We start from the raw sequence: 15438 nt of genomic DNA on the forward strand, positions 1-15438 counted from the left end.
TTTCCTCATTATAGAAAGAACCGTTTCTAGGGCGCAAGCATCAAAGATGAGGATACTTCTTTTCCATTAGGGAAAAGTTTGCTAGAATGAAACAGTTAAGGCGGATCAATAAATAACAGTTCAGCCGCTAAAGCCTGTTTCTCTGCGGCTTCGCTGTCTTTATTTATCCGTCCGATTTATGCTTTTGTTTTTCTACATGGTAGGAATGACTATTTTGTGAAAAAAGGACGGAGACACACATGTCAATCTTAGAAGCGTTAATCTTTGGCATTGTCCAAGGAATTACAGAATTTTTGCCCATTTCCAGTACAGCTCACATTGTTATCACCCAGATTCTGCTCGGTTACTCATTTCCCGGACTCGGGTTCGAAATTTTTCTTCATTTAGCATCGATTTTAGCCGTTGTCATTTACTTTAGAGCCGATCTGCTGACGATTATAAAAGGGTTCTTCGGATACATAACGAGCCGTTCCGCCGAATACCGGACTTCTTTTTATTTCGCTCTTTATATTATCGTTGCCACCTTTATTACAGGGGTGCTCGGCCTCGTGCTTGAAAATGCGATCAGAGATGTCTTTAAAACGCCGCCGTTTATTGCTGCCGCGCTGGCCGTCACAGGACTTTTCCTGATCATCATTGAACGGTTCGCACGGCTTGGAAACCGGACGGAAAAAGAAATGACCTTTGTCGATGCTGTGATTGTCGGTCTCGGTCAGACAATCTCCGTCATGCCGGGAGTCTCCCGCTCAGGCGCAACCTTGATTACGGCTTTGTTCATCGGCTTAAACAAGGACACCGCCGTTCGTTATTCATTCCTTTTGTCGATCCCGGTCATCCTTGGCTCCACCGTGCTGGCGATCGGTGATTTTATGGAAGGCTCTATCATCGCCGAGGTCGGGGTCGGTCCTTTAGTGATTGCTTTCCTCGCTACGTTTGTTTTTTCCTGGCTCGGCATCGTCTGGTTAATTGATTTCTTGAAAAAGAGCAAGCTGATCTACTTTGCGCTTTACTGCTTCGCCGCTGCGATTTTTGTCTATTTTTATCTCGAAAACAGCATCATCATTGATCTATAGGAGAGGCTGGGACAAGATCTTTTAAAGCCCGTTGTGAGTGGGTTTCTCACAACGGGCTTGTGGCGTGTGAAGCCATTGCCAGTAGGTCCAAAGCTAGTTTTGTCTCATCGCCCTTCCAAGTTGTTTCCTTCTTTCCTTTAGCCAAAAACCATGTAAGATTTTCTCACATCGTTAAAAACGTAAATGAGATGTATGTTACACTGATAGAAAAGGTTTTAAGGGTGATCAATGAATGGGGAAGTGGGTATCCGTAGCAGAAAAGCGTCAATTTCTTAAATGGTTCCTCGCACAGCAGCAATTAAAACGAAAAGAGGCGGGGCGGGTACTGGAACACCTCTTGCAGCATTATCATTTGCTTGAGCAAGTCATCTTTACTGAAGAAATCCGCAGCCGTGAACGGACCATTGTCGTTTCGTCCATCCAGTCCGAGGAGACGGGGTTTGCTTTTTACTTATATCGTAAAAAAATCGATGATCCGGCCCGCGCCATCGGAGAGCTCCAGGCGAATCCGGCCGATCCAGTCTACGTCATCCTCCACTTTCATGGCAAAGCGCAAAATCAGCAATATTTACAAATGCTGGACTCCGAGTCAAGAGAATACATTAAACATTATAAGCAATTCCGAGCATATAAAAAGGAAGCCGGCTCATTGATTGAGGCCGTACTGATCGAAACAGAAAAAAACACCCTGTTAAAGCAAATCGATGAAGCGCTCGATCATAAGGATGAGCAGCGCTTCAAACTGCTGGTCAAGCAGCTGCAGGAGTTGGACGCCCAAACTTCCTGACTTAGCAGATCGTAAATTCCGGCTCAAACAACCCTCAAGAAAGTGCGCGAAGCCTGTCTGGCTCGCGCACTCCCTGCCAAGAGTTCGCATCACATCTCCGAGACGAGCAAGAAGCTTGAGGAAAAGCCTCAAGCTCAAAGCCACTGCCCTATTTTCGTTCCACTCTATGTTAGTTCAGCGCATCAAGCGCCTCAACAATCGGCGTGTCTCCATTTAGAATTTCAAATGTTTTGTGAATCGTCTGCTCGCGCTCGACCACATTGGCGAGAACAATCGCGACATCCTCTCTCGTGATCGTATTATCCCGAACTTTAATTTCCGGTTCCAGTTTGATTTTTCCCTGAGCGGGATCATTTGTTAAACTGCCCGGCCGCACGATCGTATAATCAAGCCCGGAACGTTTCAAATGGTCGTCAGCCAGCTTTTTCGCCACTAAATAGTGGCGAATCCGGTCGCTTTTATCAGGATCAACGGTCCCCATCGAACTTAGCATAACAAAGCGCTTGATCCCGTGCTTTTCCGCCTCGTCAATTGTTTTGATCGCTCCCCAGAGATCGATCAAAATCGTTTTGTCCGCACCGGTATGACCGCCCGAACCGGCTGCAAAAATAACGGCATCAACGCCGGCAAACGCCGCGCTGATATCCCCTTCCAAATCGGCGACGACCGTTCTTGCTGCGCCGAGCTTCAACAGCTCCTCGGCCTGCTCTTCCTTTCTGATCATTGCTACGGGCGAATGCCCAAGCTCCTTAAGCTTTGACAGCAAATGCCGGGCCACCTGTCCATTTGCTCCAACGACTAAAATGTCCATACTGTGATCCTCTCCTTTCGCTCATTAGATTTCCCTTCTCCCCTATACGGTAAACAACTTCAGTCCGCATGGTCAATCAAAAAGCTCGCAAATAAAAATGGAGCTGAGACAAAAGGTTGTTGTTTTCTACCTTTTGCCCAGCTCCTTTCCTAACAACGCTAGGATACTTTCGCTTTGCTGCGCATGAACTTCTCTTTTCTTTTTTTCATTGCTTTTGTAATATAACCGCCTTTGAAGTTGCGCGGTTCGTACGAGACGATGAAGGCACTCGGTTCATACTTGCTGACAATTTCAATAAATTCCTTCTCGCGATCCCGCCTTGCCGTACAATCCAAACGGTAGCGTCTCGCTTCGTTCATTCCTTCCACTTCTGCGGTTGAAACGCTAAAGCCTACCTCACGCAACCGGTTTGTCAGGTCTTCGTTTTTTTGCATAATATTTACTTCTATCGTTACATAGCCGATTGCCAGCTTCTGTTCAATAATTTGTCCAATATATACACCAATCCCAAAACCTAATGCATAGGAGATCATATTCATATAATTCGATAAATCACTAAAGACAATGCCAAGCGCGACAACGTAAATAATCCCTTCAAGCATGCCCATCGCCGCCGCTTTTTCCTTCATTCCCTTTACCATCATAATCGTACGCAAAGTCAACACCGGGACAAAAAGCAACTGGGCAACAAAAATAATCAACGCCTGCAACATATTTGATCACCTACTTTCAAAACTTAACAACTACCGTAGTGTAACAGGAAATATTGCGATAAGCCAGCCTCTTTTTTTTACTTTTTCTGGATTGCTACATTTCTGTTACAATCAGCCACTCGACCTGCAAATCTATCCATTTATGGTAAAATAGCAGAGAAGCAAATCATGCGAACGAACTGCAAGGAGTATCGCCACTATGCATAGTGTAAAAGAACGGTTTCTTTCATTTGCAAAAGACTTTCTCGGTTTTCTCTTACTTATCCTCTTCCTCATTTTATTTTTCACGATTGAATCCTTCAAAAACGAACAAGCCGGCTTTACAGTCCCGGATACATGGTTGCAAGTCAATACGATCTTCCTCAGTATTGTTCTTGAGGCGATTCCTTTTATTTTACTTGGTGTTTTCGTTTCTGCCCTGATTCAAATTTATGTCAAAGAAAGCTGGATGCAGCGGTTTTTGCCGCAAAATGCGTATGCTGCCCTTTTACCTGCTGCTATTTTAGGAACGATCTTTCCGATTTGTGAATGTGCAATCGTCCCGATTGTCCGCCGGCTGATCAAAAAAGGCATGCCTCTCCATGTCGGCGTCGTCTTCCTTGTCGCTGCGCCGATCCTTAACCCGGTTGTCGCTGCTTCAACTTTCTTTGCCTTTCGGACCGACCTTACCGTGTTATATGCGCGGATGGGACTGGCTTTCATCCTTTCTATCATAATTGGGGCGATCCTGTACATAGTCTTTAAGAACAAACATCATTTAAAGAGAACAAAGCATGACCTTACCCACGAGCATGTCGAAGTGATAGGGAATTCGCACGGCTCTGTAACACGCTGGAAGCAAACGTTCTATCATGCCGCCGATGAATTTTTCTTAATGGGGAAATATTTAATTCTCGGCGCTTTCGTCGCGGCTCTCTTTCAAACATTTCTGGATCGCAGCTTCCTCCAGACAATTGGCGGAAATGAGTGGTCCTCCACAGCGGTGATGATGGCATTCGCTTATTTGCTTTCCCTTTGTTCGGAGGCCGATGCGTTTGTCGCCTCGTCCTTTTCCAACATGTTTACGACAGGCTCAATCGTTGCATTTCTCGTCTATGGTCCGATGATTGATTTAAAAAATACGATTATGCTGTTCGCTTTCTTCTCGGCTCGTTTTGTGATCGGCTTCATCCTGACTGTTACGGTAACCGTCTTTCTCGCTGTGATGGCACTTCAGCTTGGCGGGATTATTTAGATAAGGGGGATCATGGAAATGAACAAGCATACCGACCTCGGTTTTCATGCCTATATACGCGGGATTATTTTAATTGGCTTTGCGCTGTTGATGCTCGCTTTTATCATCACCGGCAACATCCGTTATTATATTGCTCCGACGATGATGCCTTTTACATACTTTGCCACCGTTGTCTTTCTGTTGCTCGGTGTCGTCCAAATTATTCGAAGCACCGCGAAAAATCAAGAGGAGGAGCATGATTGCGAGTGCGGCGCCGACCACAGCATGCCGGGATCACCAGCCGGAAAGCTGCTCGTATATTCGATTTTTATCGTTCCCATTATTCTCGGATTTGTGCTGCCAGACAAAGTATTGGACAGCTCGGTTGCAGCTAATCGCGGAATTCAGTATGGCTCCGGAATCCTTACGGAACAGTCCTCTGCTCCTTCACCGGCTCAGCCGGCCGCCACAAATACCGCCAGGGCGGAAGCATTTTTAGCGGATCCTGACGGCTACTATGAGCAGCTCGAAGCGGGAAGCACAGAAGCTGACGAGTTCGATGCCCGCGATTATTATGTGGAGGAAGGCTTCAAGCAATATTATGAGGATTTGGCCGAAGAGTTTCATCAAGCAGAAACGGTCATTGTCACAGAGGAAAACTATCTCGATGTGATGACGATCCTCGATCTTCAGCTTCAGCGCTTTGTCGGTCATACGATCGAGATCACAGGTTTTGTCTATCGCGAGCCTGATTTTGCTGATCATCAGTTTGTCGTCGCCCGCTTCGGCATGACATGCTGTGTCGCCGACGCCGCTGTTTACGGCACAATGGTTCACACGGACGATGCAAGCCAGTTTGCAAATGATACATGGGTCACACTGCGCGGCGTCCTCAATCAAACCGAATATAACGGCTACCCGATGCCGCTCGTTCAGTTAAAGGAGATTGAAGTGATCGAAGAGCCGGAAAACCCCTATGTCTTTCCACGCTTCAGCTTCTAAAGGACGGTGACGCCACCACCAGGAAAAGAGCTGTAAGGCAAAAAACAGTTTTTTGTCGCAGCTCCACTACAGGAAAAAGAGGATGTCCAAAACCACGGCTGGTTGGACATCCTCTTTTCGTTATTCGATAATCGTGACCGTAACAGTTCTGCGGCCGAACGAAAGGGCTTCTTCCTTTGTCGGCACATGGAGATCGATTTTATTTCCTTTAATCGCCCCGCCTGTATCACCGGCGATTGCTTCTCCGTAGCCTTCAACGTAAACGCGGGTTCCGAGTGGAATAACGTCCGGATCAACAGCAATCACTTTTTGCTGCCGATTTTCATGCAAATTAATTCCCGTAGCGGTCATCCCTGAACAGCCTTGACAATCGGCTGTGTAAGCAGTCGCTTCCATTTCGAAAACCGTCGCGCCTTCGTCAGTTGCCGCCGGCTCGGTCGCGGCTGCCTGAACGAGTGGTTCAATCTCCGCTTCCTGCGCTGCCTGTTCTACCTTTGCCAGTTTGGCATAGGTTTGCGGGCCGGCGATCCCATCCTTGGCAATTTGCTGTGAAGCTTGGAAGGCTTCCACTGCCTGCTTCGTCAACGGGCCAAAAATTCCGTCAGCTTCTATTTGATCATAGCCCCATTCTTGAAGCAGCTTTTGCAATTCTTCAACAAGAGCGCCTTGATCCCCTTTGCTTAACATGAGCAATGCGCCTAATGTGTGTGGACCGGCAATGCCGTCTGCCGGTAAATCGGCTTGTTCCTGGAAGCGTTTGACGGCTTCTTCTGTATCAGCATCATATTTATCCGTGATTGCCAGTGATTCGATTCCGGCTTGTACAGCAAGTAATTGTTGCAAAATCCCAACTTCGTGATGCTCGATTCCCCGTTCAAATTCGGTAGTCGTCAGCTGAACTGGTTCCTCGGCTTCTGACAGAGCCGGTTGTGTGAAAAAGAGGACTCCTGCGGCTGCAATTGGTAATCCGATGCGACGTATAAATCGTGATGGTCGATCCGGTTTCAAATAAAAAACCTCCTTATGTAAATGTCTCACCGAATGCAACGATATCAGCCAAGCCTCGGGGAAGCAATGCTTTCCGACCTGTTTTAACGAAAACGAAATCGCTTTGTAAACCACATAACCAAATGTAAACCGCCTGTTACGAAATTGAAATGATGAAGGGAGACAGCGAGTGGAGTTGCCACGATTTGGTAAAGCTGTTGTGAGCAGATTTCTCATAAGGCTTATGGCGAGTGACGCCTGCGCGCGTACCAGATTACAAGCCGCCTCTTTTCCGCCACCAAAAAAAAACGAGGCTGAGAGAAAAGGGTGTGTTTTCACCTTTATCTCAAGCCTCTAAGCAATGAGCAAGCCGTCACGAGCTTTCTGTAATGTGACGGACCTCTGCGCCACTGTCATTTTTTCTCGTAAGTCCGCTTTTATCTTATCACTGCATCCGCTTACATTTTGATCGTAGAATCTGCTTCTTCTTCAAAGATCGAACGCCATCCTTCAAGCGCCAGGAATATACAGAGAACAAATAAGACGAAGGCTGAACCGAACAGCAGCCAGTTGCTTGCTACAAAATTGTTGTACATCAATACACCGAGGGCGGCAACCGTCACTAAAAACATAAATACCATCGGGATGACGACATAGAAATTACGGGCGCCTGTCTTCTTAAGCCAAACAGCGACAGCCAGCAAGGCAAGGGCACCGAGCATCTGATTGGCCGATCCGAATAATGGCCAAACCTGCTCCCATGTGCCAGTTAAAGCAAGAGCAGCAGCACCGATCAATCCTGTCACTGTTGCAACATGACTGTTTTGAAAAGCTTGCGGCGCCCGGTTTTCAGTGATTTCTTGAACAGCGTAACGCATTAGACGCGTCGCTGAATCAAGAGTCGTCAACAGAAAAGCTGAAGCCGTCAAAGCAGTAAACGTTACCGCGACTGATTCAGAGATACCCCAGAACGACATAAAATAGCCGATTCCTGCTGCGAATGTTCCAATCGGGCCACCTAGCGCCTCTAAGCGGGCGGCAAAATCCGCTTGGGTTAAATAGGCAACAGAGCCAATCGCGATGATCGCCAAGAAGGCTTCAAGCAGCATCCCGCCATAGGCGATAAATTTCCCATTTCGCTCATTATCAAGCTGCTTCGCTGTTGTTCCGGATGAAACAAGGGAATGAAAGCCGGAAATCGCCCCGCAGGCAATGGTAATAAACAGAATCGGAAATAGGAAGCCCATCGTTTCATGATTAAAGCCCGTGTACGCCGGTAGTTGAATCGTCGGAGCCGCAATCAAAATTCCGACAGTCGCACCAATGATCATTCCATATAACAAGAAAGCGTTTAAATAATCACGCGGCTGAAGCAGCAGCCAGACTGGCATGACGGAAGCCACGTACGCATAGCCGAGCAAGATCAGCGACCATGTCGTCGCGCTTAAATGCAACGGAAATGAAATGCCGACCCAAATCGCAATCAGCATCGCCACGACCCCTAAAATGCTACTAATGATAAAATTCGTCCGCAATTGGTTAACTAAAAACCCGAAAATAATAGCAATTCCGATGAATAACATCGATGCCGTCGCCGCTTCCGGTACGGACACAAATGTATTCGCCACCAAAATCATGAAAACACCGACGATCAGGATCAGGGTCGCAATCGAAAAGGTGAGAAACAGCACTTGCCCTCTGCCACCCATATATTCCTTAATAATGGTACCAATCGACTGTGCTTTATGACGAATGGAAGCCTGAAGCGAGGTATAATCGTGGACACCGCCAATGAATATACTTCCGACAATAATCCAGATAACAGCGGGTAACCAGCCAAAGACAACGGCCGCAATCGGACCGGTTATCGGCCCTCCTCCGGCAATGGTTGCGAAATGGTGACCTAAAAGCACCGGTTTTTTCGCCGGTACGTATTCCACGCCATCATTGACGGTCATCGCTGGTGTCTCGCGCCCCGGATCGACTTTCAGCTCGCGCTCAAGAAATCTTCCATAAATTCGATAAGCGAATAGAAGAATAACGCCGGAAATCAATAATAAAACTAAAAAGTTCATGACTTCGCTTCCTCCTTTGTTAAGGCATTTTCAAACCCTTTAACAAACTCTCTCCCTTTTTTGTGCACAAACACATTTTTCTCTTGTAAACTCACGACGGCCATATAGCGATCAGCCCAACCATGCCAGCCATATTTCAAAAATTTGATTTTACGCGCCCGCTGTATCTCCTTCTGTACCTTCTTGTCAACCGGACCATCTACGACAATGACCCCGAGGAAATAAGTCGACATATGCTCCTGTTTTTTCGGTACAAAAGAAGGAATATGTTTATCTATTTCAGCGGCAAATCGCCTGACTTCGGCCACGCTGAGAGCTTGCTCCGCCTTCCTGACGAACACATATTGTTGATTTTCCACGCTCCATACTTTGATCGATTTCGTCATCAAGTATTTTTCATCCCGCCGTTTAAATTCAGCATAAAAAGCGAGTGGAAGCTCTCCAATTTTTTCATCGCGGTAGACATTAAACTGCATTGTGTACTGGTTCGCCATCGTATTCAAATATTTGTCTACACCGGTTTGTGCCATCTTCTTACCACCTCAGCTACACTTTTGTTCTCATTCCCCCTCTCACAGCGCCGACTATCTCCCCCTTTAGAAGTTTATTCCTGCTACTGGATAATTAGTAGGAATATTCAATCAATTTAAAACTCTTCTAAATTATACATTATTTCAGAAAAGAATCGAACCAATCTAAAGACCTGTATAACTTACTGAAAATGGATGGAGGCATCTTCGACGTTTTTCATGAAAAAAGGGCCTCGAAAGCCACTGCCTTCGAAACCCTTTTAGTAAACCCGGCCCTATGGCCTTACTTTGAATGTTTAACCGTCAAAAGCGGCGTTTCTCCCGCCACCGTTGCGCTCGCCGGCTCTTTAATGACACTGTCCCTCTGATCTTGATTGGTGATGATCACAGGCGTTAAGGCACTGGCCGCTTTTTCTTTCACAAGATTGAGATCAAACTCGACCAGCAAGTCGCCGACTCGAACCTGATCGCCCTCTTTCACGTGGGCTTTGAAGCCTTCTCCATCCATCGTAACGGTTTCAAGGCCGATATGGATCAGCACTTCTGCTCCGCCTGCAGTCTTAATTCCGACCGCATGCTTCGTTGGAAAAACCTGAACAATCTCACCTGAAACCGGAGCAAGCACGGTTCCGTCAGCCGGATCAATCGCAAACCCGTCTCCCATCATTTTCTGAGAAAACGTCGGATCCGGTACATCTTCTATAGGAACAAGCTTTCCCGTTAAAGGAGCGTGAACCATCTCTTCCTTAGGTTGAATTGGGGAAGCTTCTTTTTTATCAAGCCCGAATAATTTTTTTAACATCGTTTTTCGTCACCTCTCTGGAGTTTTCCCTCAGTTAGATTCTTTCTTGTTACTTTACCCTTCGTGTTTCATTATCAAACAACTTTGTTCCTTTTTTCAAGAGAGATATCTCAATTGTTTCCTGAAATATCAGTAATGACGGCAGAACTGTACCGAAACGTTCAAAATCCTTCTTTATGATCCATGCCTGGATAAAGATGTACAGCTAATTTCCGCATTTGATGAGACCGTCCCCTGCCCCGATGCATAGTCTATACTATCTTCTGATGAAAGGCGGTGGATAAACATGGGATTCTTCGGCGGATCAGGCTGCGGCTGCGGAGGTTACGGCGGCGGCTATGGATATGGACCGGTTGCCGGTGCTGGCTACGGCGGTGGCGGTTATGGCTGCGGTGGCGGCTTTGCGTTAATCGTAGTCTTGTTTATTTTGTTGGTTATTATCGGTGCTTCTTATTGTAAGTAAGAAAAACCGATGGGGGGCTCCGCTGGAAAATGTTAAAGCAGGAGCCCCTGCTTTTTTGCTTTCCAACGGCAATGGGCGAATGAATTTTCAGAAATATAGGCTAACATTCGTTTTTTTCGAAAAAACCTTTTATTATCTTTTGTTTTGTTCTATACTATCCCCTATATACAAACAATCAGCCAATTAAACTCGTATAATCGTGGAGATATGGTCCACAAGTTTCTACCGGGCTGCCGTAAATGGCCTGACTACGAGTGATAATTTGTACACCGTACGTAAAAAGTCCGGATGTCAAGTTCTCACTCAGCGAGAGAGAGCTTGATGTTCGGGCTTTTTTTGATTGAACAAAAAGGGAGAGATTACAGAATGGAAGCATTAAAGAAAGCGATCCAGGAGCGCGGTAATGTGCTTTCTGATCACGTTCTGAAGGTTGACAGTTTTCTAAACCATCAAGTCGATGTCGAGCTGATGGCAGCGATCGGCACCGAGTTTGCAAAACGCTTCGCCGATGAGCAAATCACAAAAGTGTTGACGATTGAGTCATCCGGTATTGCCCCAAGTTTCATGGCAGCTCATTATTTGGAAAGCCCGCTTATTTTCGCCCGGAAAAAGAAGTCCTTGACGATGAATGATCATGTTTATGTCAGTCAAGTGTATTCGTTTACGAAACAGGAAACGAATGACATCACTGTCTCGAAAGATTTTCTTCAAGCTGGAGACCGCGTATTGATCATCGACGATTTTCTTGCCAATGGACAAGCTGCCAAAGGTCTGATTGAGATTGTTGAGCAGGCCGGAGCCAGCGTCAGCGGAGTCGGCATTGTCATTGAAAAATCATTCCAGAATGGACGGAAGCTCCTTGAAGAGCAGGGCTATCGCATCGAATCATTAGCCAGAATTGCCGCCTTATCCGACGGTCAAGTCCGCTTCATTGAGGATCGTCTGACTACAACGTCTACCAACTAAGGAGAGAATGCAGATGTCTACGAAAGAAATTCATTATCCATTATATAAAAAAGAAGATACAGATGCTTTTTTTGCCTTATTTCAAAACAACCTCGCTAATTTTGTCGTCATTGCCGTGACGATGCTTGGGCTTGGCTTTCCGGCAAGTATTGTTTTTGGAAAAGTGATTCCCGGAGCGGCCGTTGCTGTCATTGTCGGCAATCTTTATTATGCGTATATGGCGAAACGCCTCGCCCAAAAGGAAGGCCGGACGGATGTCACCGCCCTTTCCTACGGGATCAGCACCCCTGTCATGTTTGTCTTTTTATTTGGTGTCCTCGTCCCGGCCCACGCCTTGACCGGTGATCACGAGCTCGCCTGGAAAATCGCTGTCGCCGCCGCCTTTTTAAGCGGTCTCGTTGAAGCTCTTGTCAGCTTCAGCGGCAACTGGATTCGCGCACGTCTGCCCCGCGCTGCCCTGCTCGGTGCGATCGCCGGGGTAGCGCTGACGTTTGTCGCCGGGGAAATGCTATTTAACACCTTCTCCATCCCGGTTGTCGGTCTTGTGTCACTTGCGATCATTCTTGTTGGTATTGTCGGTAAAATCGCGATGCCGTTTCGCATTCCGGCTTCTCTCTTTGCCGTCCTCGCCGGTACAGTGCTTGCTTTCGCGCTCGGTTTTCAATCGCCTGAACAAATTAGAGAAGGATTGGCAAACATCGGCTTCTACCCACTCCTGCCTTCGCTTGCACCATTTGAAGGAATGAGCTACCTGTTCGGCGCTCTAATCGGGATTTTGGCCGTGCTGATTCCGATTACTCTTTATAATGCGATTGAGACGATGAACAATGTCGATGCGATGGCTGCTGCCGGAGACTCCTACGACATCCGCGAATGCCAGGCGGTTGATGGCATTGGGACGATGATTGGTGCGATTTTTGGCGGCTTGTTTCCGACTACGGTGTACATCGCTACAGTCGGCTCAAAGGAAATGGGAGCTGGCCGGGGCTACAGCATTTTAAATGCGATCGTCTTTGCGCTCGCGGCCATGAGTGGTGTGATTGCTGCACTGGCTGCGATTATTCCATTGGCCGCTGTTGCGCCGATCCTCGTATTTGTCGGAATGTCAATGATCGGTACAGCTTTTGTATCAAATGAAAAGAAATATTACCCGGCCGTTGCGTTGGCGATGCTTCCTTATCTCGCCAACTATGTGATGACCCGCTTTAATAATGCCGCCGGAGAAGTGGTAGCCGGTATTTCAGAAGGAATTGTACCACTCGGTCAAGGGGCAATGTTCACGGCGATCCTGCTCGGAGCGATGACGGTCGCAATCATTGATCGCCAGTTCCGTCAGGCGACAATTTTCGCCCTTATCGCCGCACTGCTGTCATTTGTCGGCTTCATGCACGCTCCGGCTCTCGCATTCAATGCGGCAGGCGATTTCGCCGTTGGCTATATGCTAGTCGCCGTATTCTTCATCTACTGCGCCTTTGCCACACGTACAGCCGCCACAGCCGAAGACCCGCTGAAAAAAGCGGCATAAGAAAAGAGCTTAGAGAAAAGGGAAAGCTACCCTTTTCTCTAAGCTCGAAGCAATATGAAAGCATGCGCCTGCTTTAAAAACCATGTGCGGATTTCACTCACCATTTCGGGGATGTGCCATGCAATGGCTTCACACGCCACAAGCCCGTTGTGAGAAACCCACTCACAACGGGCTTTAAAAGATCGTGGCGGTTCCGCTCATTGCTTAGAGAGGCTGGGAAAAAGGTAAAAAAACAACCTTTGTCCCAGTCTCTTCTACTGTTCATAAATCATTTTGCGGGTCATGCCTCCGTCGATCGTGATGTTCTCTCCGTTAATAAAGGAATTGTCGTCGTCTGCGAGAAACAGACAAGCTCGGGCGATATCGTCAGGTTCGCCGACGCGCTTGGAAAAATGCTGGGCGTGATCCTGCTCGCGCAGCTCTTCCCGCTTTCCAGTATGAATCCAGCCTGGACTGATCGCATTCACCCGGATTCCTTCTTCTTGAAAGGAGGCGGCCAACGCATGCGTCAGCGCGACAATTCCGCCCTTTGAAGCGGCATACGCTTCCGAATGCGGTTCAGACATTACAGCACGGGTCGAAGCGATATTAATGATCGCCCCTTTTTTCTGCTTGCGCATCACTTTCGCAGCCTCTCTTGAAAAAAGAAAGACGCTTCTTACATTCGTCGCGAGAATATCATCCCATGCAGATGCGCTAAGATCAAAAGGAGAGCACCATTGCGATTTGCCCGCATTGTTAATCAGAACATCGATTCTGCCAAATTGTTGCTGAACGTGGCTGACAAGCTCGATAATTTGCTCTTCGCTCCTGACATCACAGCGGATCGGATGAGCTTCACCATTCTGCTTTCGGATACCGGCAACCACTTCCCTCGCTCTATCTAATTCGACGTCGGCCAGGATGACGATGGCTCCGCTTTTGGCGAACGCCCGGGAAACGGCTGCGCCGATCCCTTGAGCCGCTCCTGTTACAATGACAACACGTTTATCCATTTTCCCCCTCCTTTTGTCTCCAGTATAGCCTAGCTTACCTGCTTTTGAAAAAGAACACGATCCTGGGCGGCATACATACCTGTCACGATCATGACGAGACTACATCCGATCAAGAGGAAAATCGCCGGTGTCCAGGAATGAAAGTGATCAAACAAATACCCCATGAACATCGGGCCGATCGCCGCTAAAAAATAGCCGCCGGATTGAGCCATCCCCGACAAATTAGCCGCCTCTACGCCATTGGATGTCCGCAAGCCGAATAACGTAAGGGCCAAACTGATCCCTGCGCCCTGCCCTAATCCAAGCAGGATGTTAAAAAGGGTAAGCGAAGCAACGCTTCCTCCGCTGTACAGACCGATAAAGCCGACAAGATAAAGCGTAACAATCGCCAGCACAATCGGCCGCTGGCTCTTTAGCCGTACTGCCAGGATCGGAACGACGAGCGTCGCCGGCAAGCCGGCAATCTGCATCACCGTTAGCAACCAGCCCGCTGTCGGCACATCAACTCCACGGCTGACGAGAATTTCCGGCAGCCAGGCAATCAGGCAATAAAAAATCGCCGACTGAAAGCCCATGAAGATCGTGACTTGCCAGGCTAATGGTGAACGGAAGAGCGAGCTGTTCGCTTCAAATACCGGTAACGTCTTTGGCTTGTGCTGTACGCGCAATTGCGGCAGCCAAATCAGCATGCCCGCTCCTGATAAAAGCGCCCAAACAGCTAATGCCTTTTGCCAGCCGAGCCCGAAAGTCTCCGCAAGCGGAATACTCAAGCCGGAAGCGAGAGCGGCCATCAGCGACATCGAAGTTGTAAACAGACCTGTCATGACGCCCATTTTTTCTGGATATTTTTCTTTCACAATTGCCAGGATCAGCACATTACAAATCGCGATCCCGAGACCGATCATCGCCGTCCCGACAAATAAAGCCGACAAGTACCCTGTAGAACGAAGCAAAATTCCAGCTGTTAGGACGACCAAAGCCAGAAAAACAACCGTTTCATTTCCGAGCCTTCTTCCCATTTTCGGGGCGACAATTGAAAAGACGCCAAACGCCAGTAATGGCAATGTTGTCAAAAGCCCGATGGCCGTATTCGACATTCCCGTATCAGCACGGATCCAGCCAATTAACGGTCCAACCGATGTAATAGCCGAGCGCAAATTAAAAGCAGCAATAATGACGGCAGCAAGAAATAACCATGTGCGTAATGAAACATGCTTACTCCCAGCCAGAGCATTGTTCTTAATGTTCATCTCGATCTCCCCTTATTTCATACCCGCACTTTTTCTTTCGTAATCCAGTGCGTGATATCATAAAATCTAACAATTATCAATTTCCATATTGTAACATGAAAATGTTCTTTAGTGTGACGAAATAATGACGCTATTTTCGTTGACGTAACCAATGACTTTTAAAAAAGCAACACCATTTCTTACGTTCACGCCTAGCAACAGCAATTCATGTTTCATTTTCCTGATAATCGAGAATATAACTTAGAA

The 15438-nt window shown here is 47.4% G+C and carries 15 protein-coding genes and 1 riboswitch; of the genes, 7 read left to right on the forward strand and 8 right to left on the reverse strand.

Translation table 11 applies throughout. The features are described from left to right. Window positions 1-239: 239 nt before the first annotated feature. Entirely contained in the window at window positions 240-1073 is an 834-nt protein-coding gene (locus M3202_RS12230) for an undecaprenyl-diphosphate phosphatase (protein WP_251223617.1), read from the forward strand. A 232-nt stretch (window positions 1074-1305) separates the two neighbouring features. Then, entirely contained in the window at window positions 1306-1860 is a 555-nt protein-coding gene (locus tag M3202_RS12235; RefSeq protein ID WP_251223618.1) for a YpiB family protein, read from the forward strand. A gap of 169 nt (window positions 1861-2029) precedes the next feature. Here M3202_RS12235 and M3202_RS12240 read toward each other — a convergent pair whose 3' ends face one another. Together M3202_RS12240 and M3202_RS12245 are read right to left on the reverse strand one after the other, a co-directional pair. Further along, entirely contained in the window at window positions 2030-2671 is a 642-nt protein-coding gene (locus M3202_RS12240; protein ID WP_251223619.1) for an SDR family oxidoreductase, read from the reverse strand. A 158-nt stretch (window positions 2672-2829) separates the two neighbouring features. Continuing rightward, window positions 2830-3384, reverse strand: a complete 555-nt coding sequence (locus M3202_RS12245; RefSeq protein WP_251223620.1) for a DUF2179 domain-containing protein — start codon at window positions 3382-3384, stop codon at window positions 2830-2832. Window positions 3385-3583: 199 nt separating this feature from the next. Between M3202_RS12245 and M3202_RS12250 the strand changes: the two genes are divergently transcribed. Together M3202_RS12250 and M3202_RS12255 are read left to right on the forward strand one after the other, a co-directional pair. Continuing rightward, window positions 3584-4618, forward strand: coding sequence for a permease (locus M3202_RS12250; RefSeq protein ID WP_251223621.1), 1035 nt, complete (start codon window positions 3584-3586; stop codon window positions 4616-4618). 18 nt (window positions 4619-4636) lie between these two features. Then, the gene (locus M3202_RS12255) at window positions 4637-5599 is read left to right on the forward strand and encodes a TIGR03943 family putative permease subunit (RefSeq protein ID WP_251223622.1); all 963 of its coding nucleotides are present in this window, start codon (window positions 4637-4639) and stop codon (window positions 5597-5599) included. A gap of 120 nt (window positions 5600-5719) precedes the next feature. Here the strand turns inward: M3202_RS12255 and M3202_RS22380 are convergent, their stop codons facing one another. From M3202_RS22380 to M3202_RS12280, 4 genes are all read right to left on the reverse strand, one after another. Further along, the gene (locus M3202_RS22380; RefSeq protein ID WP_285890444.1) at window positions 5720-6607 is read right to left on the reverse strand and encodes a peptidoglycan-binding protein; all 888 of its coding nucleotides are present in this window, start codon (window positions 6605-6607) and stop codon (window positions 5720-5722) included. Window positions 6608-7044: 437 nt separating this feature from the next. Then, a complete protein-coding gene (locus M3202_RS12270; protein WP_251223623.1) occupies window positions 7045-8661 on the reverse strand; it encodes a carbon starvation CstA family protein in 1617 nt (538 codons plus the stop codon). Beyond that, the gene (locus M3202_RS12275) at window positions 8658-9191 is read right to left on the reverse strand and encodes a DUF8052 family protein (protein ID WP_251223624.1); all 534 of its coding nucleotides are present in this window, start codon (window positions 9189-9191) and stop codon (window positions 8658-8660) included. Before M3202_RS12275 ends, M3202_RS12270 begins: the two co-directional genes overlap by 4 nt. A gap of 283 nt (window positions 9192-9474) precedes the next feature. Beyond that, a complete protein-coding gene (locus tag M3202_RS12280) occupies window positions 9475-9993 on the reverse strand; it encodes a PTS sugar transporter subunit IIA (RefSeq protein ID WP_251223625.1) in 519 nt (172 codons plus the stop codon). Window positions 9994-10279: 286 nt separating this feature from the next. Here M3202_RS12280 and M3202_RS12285 point away from each other — a divergent pair, with 286 nt between their 5' ends. From M3202_RS12285 to M3202_RS12295, 3 genes are all read left to right on the forward strand, one after another. Further along, a complete protein-coding gene (locus M3202_RS12285) occupies window positions 10280-10456 on the forward strand; it encodes a YjcZ family sporulation protein (protein WP_251223626.1) in 177 nt (58 codons plus the stop codon). Between the two features lie 169 nt (window positions 10457-10625). Then, a riboswitch (purine riboswitch) is annotated at window positions 10626-10727 on the forward strand. A 95-nt stretch (window positions 10728-10822) separates the two neighbouring features. After that, complete coding sequence (locus M3202_RS12290; RefSeq protein ID WP_251223627.1) at window positions 10823-11422, forward strand: xanthine phosphoribosyltransferase; 600 nt, start codon at window positions 10823-10825, stop codon at window positions 11420-11422. Window positions 11423-11435: 13 nt separating this feature from the next. After that, entirely contained in the window at window positions 11436-12947 is a 1512-nt protein-coding gene (locus M3202_RS12295) for an NCS2 family permease (RefSeq protein WP_251223628.1), read from the forward strand. A 254-nt stretch (window positions 12948-13201) separates the two neighbouring features. On the opposite strand, the gene M3202_RS12300 is transcribed toward M3202_RS12295, so the two are convergent. Continuing rightward, the gene (locus tag M3202_RS12300; protein ID WP_251223629.1) at window positions 13202-13942 is read right to left on the reverse strand and encodes an SDR family NAD(P)-dependent oxidoreductase; all 741 of its coding nucleotides are present in this window, start codon (window positions 13940-13942) and stop codon (window positions 13202-13204) included. Between the two features lie 29 nt (window positions 13943-13971). Continuing rightward, complete coding sequence (locus tag M3202_RS12305; protein WP_251223706.1) at window positions 13972-15171, reverse strand: CynX/NimT family MFS transporter; 1200 nt, start codon at window positions 15169-15171, stop codon at window positions 13972-13974. Window positions 15172-15438 lie beyond the last annotated feature (267 nt).

This window comes from Halalkalibacter oceani (assembly GCF_023715605.1).
GTDB lineage: Bacteria > Bacillota > Bacilli > Bacillales > Bacillaceae_D > Halalkalibacter > Halalkalibacter oceani.

Coding starts and splice junctions, on each gene's coding strand:
- M3202_RS12240 (WP_251223619.1), bottom strand. CDS start 2,671: ATGGACATTTTAGTCGTTGGAGCAAATGGACAGGTGGCCCGGCATTTG.
- M3202_RS12255 (WP_251223622.1), top strand. CDS start 4,637: ATGAACAAGCATACCGACCTCGGTTTTCATGCCTATATACGCGGGATT.
- M3202_RS12235 (WP_251223618.1), top strand. CDS start 1,306: ATGGGGAAGTGGGTATCCGTAGCAGAAAAGCGTCAATTTCTTAAATGG.
- M3202_RS12290 (WP_251223627.1), top strand. CDS start 10,823: ATGGAAGCATTAAAGAAAGCGATCCAGGAGCGCGGTAATGTGCTTTCT.
- M3202_RS12230 (WP_251223617.1), top strand. CDS start 240: ATGTCAATCTTAGAAGCGTTAATCTTTGGCATTGTCCAAGGAATTACA.
- M3202_RS12275 (WP_251223624.1), bottom strand. CDS start 9,191: ATGGCACAAACCGGTGTAGACAAATATTTGAATACGATGGCGAACCAG.
- M3202_RS12295 (WP_251223628.1), top strand. CDS start 11,436: ATGTCTACGAAAGAAATTCATTATCCATTATATAAAAAAGAAGATACA.
- M3202_RS12285 (WP_251223626.1), top strand. CDS start 10,280: ATGGGATTCTTCGGCGGATCAGGCTGCGGCTGCGGAGGTTACGGCGGC.
- M3202_RS12300 (WP_251223629.1), bottom strand. CDS start 13,942: ATGGATAAACGTGTTGTCATTGTAACAGGAGCGGCTCAAGGGATCGGC.
- M3202_RS12245 (WP_251223620.1), bottom strand. CDS start 3,384: ATGTTGCAGGCGTTGATTATTTTTGTTGCCCAGTTGCTTTTTGTCCCG.
- M3202_RS12250 (WP_251223621.1), top strand. CDS start 3,584: ATGCATAGTGTAAAAGAACGGTTTCTTTCATTTGCAAAAGACTTTCTC.
- M3202_RS12280 (WP_251223625.1), bottom strand. CDS start 9,993: ATGTTAAAAAAATTATTCGGGCTTGATAAAAAAGAAGCTTCCCCAATT.
- M3202_RS12270 (WP_251223623.1), bottom strand. CDS start 8,661: ATGAACTTTTTAGTTTTATTATTGATTTCCGGCGTTATTCTTCTATTC.